At 61.8% G+C, this 5,113-nt stretch carries 7 protein-coding genes; 2 read left to right on the top strand and 5 right to left on the bottom strand.

All coding sequences use genetic code 11. The annotated features are described in order from the left end of the window. Both EN969_RS16000 and EN969_RS15995 read left to right on the top strand, forming a co-directional pair. Nucleotides 1-322, top strand: a 322-nt coding sequence (locus tag EN969_RS16000) for an outer-membrane lipoprotein carrier protein LolA (protein ID WP_164758285.1), incomplete at its 5' end; no start/stop codon positions are given. Nucleotides 323-415: 93 nt separating this feature from the next. Further along, a complete protein-coding gene (locus EN969_RS15995) occupies nt 416-625 on the top strand; it encodes a hypothetical protein (protein WP_013530154.1) in 210 nt (69 codons plus the stop codon). A gap of 97 nt (nt 626-722) precedes the next feature. On the opposite strand, the gene EN969_RS15990 is transcribed toward EN969_RS15995, so the two are convergent. From EN969_RS15990 to rpoD, 5 genes are all read right to left on the bottom strand, one after another. After that, complete coding sequence (locus EN969_RS15990) at nt 723-1,022, bottom strand: HlyU family transcriptional regulator (RefSeq protein ID WP_024505488.1); 300 nt, start codon at nt 1,020-1,022, stop codon at nt 723-725. Nucleotides 1,023-1,134: 112 nt separating this feature from the next. Continuing rightward, entirely contained in the window at nt 1,135-1,821 is a 687-nt protein-coding gene (locus EN969_RS15985) for a PadR family transcriptional regulator (RefSeq protein ID WP_063168775.1), read from the bottom strand. A gap of 159 nt (nt 1,822-1,980) precedes the next feature. After that, nucleotides 1,981-2,349: a DCC1-like thiol-disulfide oxidoreductase family protein gene (locus EN969_RS15980; protein ID WP_063168776.1), complete on the bottom strand. Its 369-nt coding sequence runs from the start codon at nt 2,347-2,349 to the stop codon at nt 1,981-1,983. A gap of 131 nt (nt 2,350-2,480) precedes the next feature. Then, nucleotides 2,481-2,774, bottom strand: a complete 294-nt coding sequence (locus EN969_RS15975; RefSeq protein ID WP_063168777.1) for a GYD domain-containing protein — start codon at nt 2,772-2,774, stop codon at nt 2,481-2,483. Between the two features lie 181 nt (nt 2,775-2,955). Further along, on the bottom strand, nt 2,956-4,977 hold the full coding sequence (gene rpoD, locus EN969_RS15970) for an RNA polymerase sigma factor RpoD (RefSeq protein WP_013530149.1): 2,022 nt from the start codon (nt 4,975-4,977) through the stop codon (nt 2,956-2,958). Between the last annotated feature and the right edge of the window lie 136 nt (nt 4,978-5,113).

The following is a 5,113-nucleotide window of genomic DNA, read 5'->3' as shown; positions in this document are numbered from 1 at the left end:
GCTTTATGCTCTCTCGAAGACGCCGCTTAAGCTGCTGCTCGACAATAAGGTCGACTTCTCCGGCAATCGCGTGAAAAGCATCAGGGACGATGGCGCCCAAGTTACCGTCAAGCTGGCCGACAGATCGACCTTCGGCAATTCGAGCATCTCCATGGTGTTCGACAGTAAATCTCTCGATCTGCGCAGATGGAGCCTCACCGACGAGAAGGGACTTACCACAACGGTGACTATATCAAATGTGAAGCAGGGCGTTCGCGCTCCCGAGGGTACCTTCGTGATCGATTACACGGCAAACCGTGAATTCAACACGACAACGAAATAGCCGAAGCCGCGGGCATATTCCCTGGGCCGGAACCAATGCGATCATCAGCGGTTTAGTCCATGAAGGGACCGGAACCGCAAAGGACGCGGCGCAATGATTGAAATTCACAGCATGGAAGCGGCCAAAGCCAGACTGCGTATAAGGAGAGCTGAGCACTCTTTGAAGTGCGCGAACGACTTGCTGGATGAGGAAGGTGGCGTCGCCCTCAATCTGGCATTGTGCAGCCGGATAAGGGCCGCGCAAAGGCACCTGATCGAGGCAAGGGCACGCCTGATGACGATCGATCCCGCCAGGACGAATTGACCCGCTGGCGGTCGCACGTCAACCCCTGAGCGATAGGTCTATCGTGGCGCAAGGCCCGGGCGGCTAAGGGGCGCTCGGTGTGGCGATGGTCCGGCCCTTACCCAAAAACCCGATCGCCCTGCTCGTCGACCAGTTGGATGCCCTTCTTGATCGAGATGTCGACGGCGTCATCGAGCCCGGCAAAGCGGTCGGCGCGGATGAATTTGTGTTCCTTCACCACGCCGTCGATCTCCTTGGAGACGACGCCGCAGGTCTGGTACTGGCCATCGGCCTTGTAGGGCGTGGCGCTGATCAGAAAGCCCTTGTGCTCGACCTGCTTGGCTGGCGCTGCACTCGTCGGCTCAGCCGTCTGGGTTCCGCCGCCGCCACCGCCGAAAAGACGCTTCAGAAAAGACATCGGACTTCCTCCAACAGCATTCATCCCGCACCATGTAGAGTGACGCGGGATGAATTTCACTATCGGTCCTTGGGCCAGCGGGCAAGGGCTGCGTCCGGTCGGCTGGACGAGCTTACTTGTGCGACAGCGCTTCCAGCGCCTCGGCGGCGGCTTCGAGGATGGCGATGGCCTCGGCCTGCTTGTCGGCCGGGGCGTCGACGAAGTCGCCCAGAGCCGCGCGCAGCCGGTGACGGACTGCGCGGAATTCGTCGCGCGCTTCCGAACGATCCCCGCGGCCGCCACGACGCCCGCCCTCTTCGCTCTCGTCGTTCCAGCCGAACCAGTCGCGCGCCTTGGCCATTTTGCGGCCGAAGCGCTCGAGATGGTCGAGCACGCCGTCGATCATCTCGCGGTTGTCGGCGAGATGCGCCTGGCCCGCCTCGGTGATCGAAAACACCTTCTTGTTACCGTCGGCGGCGGAGGCGGCATAGCCGGCCTCTTCCAGGAAGGTCAGCGTCGGGTAGACCACGCCCGGGCTCGGGCTGTAGATGCCGCTGGTGCGCTCTTCCAGGGCCTTGATGATGTCGTAGCCGTGACGCGGCGCTTCGGCCAGCAGCGACAGCGTGATCAGCTTGAGGTCGCCGTCGGCCAGCATGCGTCCGGCGCGGAACATGTCGCCCGGACCGCCGCGCCCGCCACCACGGCCGCCGTGGCCGAACGGGCCAAAGCCGCCGCCCCCTCTGCCACCGAATTTGCCGGCCATGTGCATGAACATGCGCTCGCCGAAATGACCGCGCCCGAAATGATTGTGTTTGTGCATTGATTGCTCCTTGAGTTGTATCGTACGATATATCTTAATTAGGCAAGTCAATCGATGGAGTCAAGATATATCTTACGATGTATCTGAATGCAGCACCAGCGGGCTCGATTTTCCAGTCTCGGCCGCTTCGTTGCGAACGGCGGCCACCGATAAATTCGGCTACCAGCGCCCCTTGCGCCGGTTCCAGGCATAGAGAAGATCGGCAAAGCGATCGTAGGCAAAGCGTGTCAGCGGCAAGGCAACCGGATTGCCGAACAGCGTCGCCAACCAGCCCTCGCCCGGCGTGACCTTCCATACCGCGATGGCGACATCGGCGCCGACCAGCAGTCGGCCCTCGGCATCGGTGGCGTGCAGCCGGCGGCGGATATCCTCAAGCGACGCGCCAAATCCGGCTAGCGCTGCCGGTTCAAGATTGATGTCTCGGAACTCGATCCGCCCAGCCTTGACCGCTTCGATCAGCCGCCGCTTCTGCCTGCTGATCCCGGCATCGCAGACCGGGCAGCGCGTATTGTACCAGACGGTCAGCATAGTTCCGGCATTTGGTTGGTAGCGCAAACTTGAAGGACCACGAACGATCGGGCGCCGTCAAGACGTCGCTCGGTCGCTCGCGCGAAGGAGAATGTATCGGGCCAGCCGGTCCGGCCCTTCCGCTACAGGCTCTATCCGAGCGAGGTGACGATCTCGCGGTAGGCCAATTCGGGAAAGGCCTTCAGCGTCCGCGTCCTGACATTGCCGGCTGCCGCCAGCATCAGCGAGAAGCGCGCCAGCACCGCGTCGTCGGGCGCTTCGACCATCGCCACCATGTCGTATTCGCCCATGGTCAGGTAGAACGCCTTGAACGATCCGCCCATGTCTCCCAGCTGCTTTCTGGCGGCGTCGAGCCGCTTCGGTGACTCGCGCACGTTTCTGGCACCCTGCTCCGTCCAGTTCATCAGCACGATGTAGCTTGTCATGGCACACCTCCCTCCGGGGCCACGGAGCACGGCGGCTTCGCCGGGGCGGGCATCCGGGTTATCGCCCAGAAATGCATCCGACAGCGAAATTATCCTCCCGAAGGGCCCGGCCCGCAAGAGTGCGCCCCACAAACAAAAAAGGGCGCCATCGGCGCCCTTGAACTCTTTGCATCGGTAAGTCTCAGCTATCCAGGAAACTGCGCAGCTTGCGCGACCTGCTCGGGTGCTTGAGCTTGCGCAGCGCCTTGGCTTCGATCTGGCGGATACGCTCGCGGGTAACCGAGAACTGCTGGCCGACTTCTTCCAGCGTGTGGTCGGTGTTCATGCCGATACCGAAGCGCATTCTGAGCACGCGCTCCTCGCGCGGCGTCAGCGAGGCCAGCACGCGCGTGGTGGTCTCGCGCAGATTGGCCTGGATCGCCGCGTCGATCGGCAGGATCGCCATCTTGTCCTCGATGAAATCGCCCAGATGCGAATCCTCCTCGTCGCCGACCGGCGTTTCGAGCGAGATCGGCTCCTTGGCGATCTTCAAGACCTTGCGTACCTTTTCGAGCGGCATGGCAAGCTTTTCGGCCAGTTCTTCCGGCGTCGGCTCGCGGCCGATCTCGTGCAGCATCTGGCGCGAGGTGCGCACGATCTTGTTGATCGTTTCGATCATGTGCACCGGAATGCGGATGGTGCGCGCCTGATCGGCGATCGAACGCGTGATCGCCTGCCGGATCCACCATGTCGCGTAGGTCGAGAACTTGTAACCACGGCGGTATTCGAATTTGTCGACCGCCTTCATCAGGCCGATATTGCCTTCCTGGATCAGGTCGAGGAACTGCAGGCCGCGATTGGTGTATTTCTTGGCGATTGAGATGACGAGGCGCAGATTGGCCTCGACCATTTCCTTCTTGGCGATCGCCGCTTCGCGCTCGCCCTTCTGCACCTGGTTGACGATCTTGCGGAATTCCAGGATCGAGATCGCCGTTTCGGTGGCGAGGTTCTGGATCTCGGCGCGCAGGTCCTTGATCGCATCCTTCTCGTTCTTGGTGAATTCCTTCCAGCCGCGCGAGGTCAGGTTGCCGATCGAGCGCGTCCAGTTCGGGTCGAGCTCGGAACCCTGATATTCCTTCAGGAACTCTTCGCGACGCACGCCGTAGCTTTCGGCGAGCCTGAGCAGCTTGCCTTCGTTCTGCACCAGGCGCTTGTTGATGTCGTAGAGCTGCTCGACCAGCGCCTCGATGCGCGCCGTGTTGAGCGACAGCGACTTCACCGCCTTGATCAGCTGGTCCTTCAGCTCCTTCAGCCGGCGATCCTGGCTGGGCGACAGCGTGCCGGCCGCGGCCAGACGGTTCTCGACCTGCTGATCCTGCAGCTTGCGCAGCTTTTTGTAGGTGTCGGCGATAACGTCGAGCGTCTCCATCACCTGCGGGCGGAGTTCCGCTTCCATCGCGGCCAGCGACAGGCTTGCTTCGTCCTCGTCTTCGTCGTCGTCATCCGTCAGCCCACGCGTATCGGCGCCGACATTGGTGATGTCGTCTTCGTCGTCGCGCGAACGGCGCGGCTTGTCCTCGACCTTGGCTTCCTCGACGCGCTCGACCACCGGCGCCTGCTTGGCCTCGGGGCCGGCATAGGTGGCTTCGAGATCGATGATCTCACGCAGCAGGATCTTGGATTCGTTGAGTTCGTCGCGCCAGATGATGATGGCCTGGAAGGTCAGCGGGCTTTCGCACAGACCCGCGATCATCGTCTCGCGACCGGCCTCGATGCGTTTGGCGATGGCAATTTCGCCCTCGCGCGACAAAAGCTCCACCGAGCCCATCTCGCGCAGATACATGCGCACCGGATCGTCGGTGCGATCGGTCGGTTCTTTCTTGGTGGTGGTGGCGGCAACCGCGGTGCCGGTCTGCTCAGCCAGCTCGTTGGCGTCTTCCTCGGCATCGGCCGCGGTGTCGGCGGCCTCGGGCTCCTCGCCCTGCTCGTCGTCCTCGACCACGTTGATGCCCATGTCGGACAGCATCGCCATCGTGTCCTCGATCTGCTCGGAGGTCACTTCCTCTGAGGGCAGCACCGAATTCAGCTCGTCCATGGTGACATAGCCGCGCTTCTTGGCGGCCTTGATCATCTTCTTGACAGCATCATCGGAAAGGTCGAGCAGAGGGCCATCGGTGGCGCCTTCGCGTTCGGTTTCGACCTCTTCCTTTTCCTTTGTCGCCATAGTCTTTATCTTCTCCTAGCGGCCGAACTTCAAAGCCGCGTAAGCTGTCGGACCAGTCAAATCGGATGCGCTCGCTTATGAAACGCGCTTCACCGGGCCAGTAACTGCATCAACTCGTTTCGTTTGGTGTATGTCG

Origin of the sequence: Mesorhizobium sp. M7A.F.Ca.CA.003.01.2.1, assembly GCF_003998945.1 — a bacterium.
GTDB classification, from domain to species: domain Bacteria; phylum Pseudomonadota; class Alphaproteobacteria; order Rhizobiales; family Rhizobiaceae; genus Mesorhizobium; species Mesorhizobium ciceri.
The sequence above is the reverse complement of the archived record's forward strand: the minus strand, read 5'-3'. Positions and strand labels throughout refer to the sequence as shown.

Excerpts from the sequence above, each read along its gene's own strand:
- EN969_RS15995 (WP_013530154.1), top strand. The coding sequence starts at position 416 with ATGATTGAAATTCACAGCATGGAAGCGGCCAAAGCCAGACTGCGTATA.
- EN969_RS15990 (WP_024505488.1), bottom strand. The coding sequence starts at position 1,022 with ATGTCTTTTCTGAAGCGTCTTTTCGGCGGTGGCGGCGGCGGAACCCAG.
- EN969_RS15985 (WP_063168775.1), bottom strand. The coding sequence starts at position 1,821 with ATGCACAAACACAATCATTTCGGGCGCGGTCATTTCGGCGAGCGCATG.
- EN969_RS15980 (WP_063168776.1), bottom strand. The coding sequence starts at position 2,349 with ATGCTGACCGTCTGGTACAATACGCGCTGCCCGGTCTGCGATGCCGGG.
- EN969_RS15975 (WP_063168777.1), bottom strand. The coding sequence starts at position 2,774 with ATGACAAGCTACATCGTGCTGATGAACTGGACGGAGCAGGGTGCCAGA.
- rpoD (WP_013530149.1), bottom strand. The coding sequence starts at position 4,977 with ATGGCGACAAAGGAAAAGGAAGAGGTCGAAACCGAACGCGAAGGCGCC.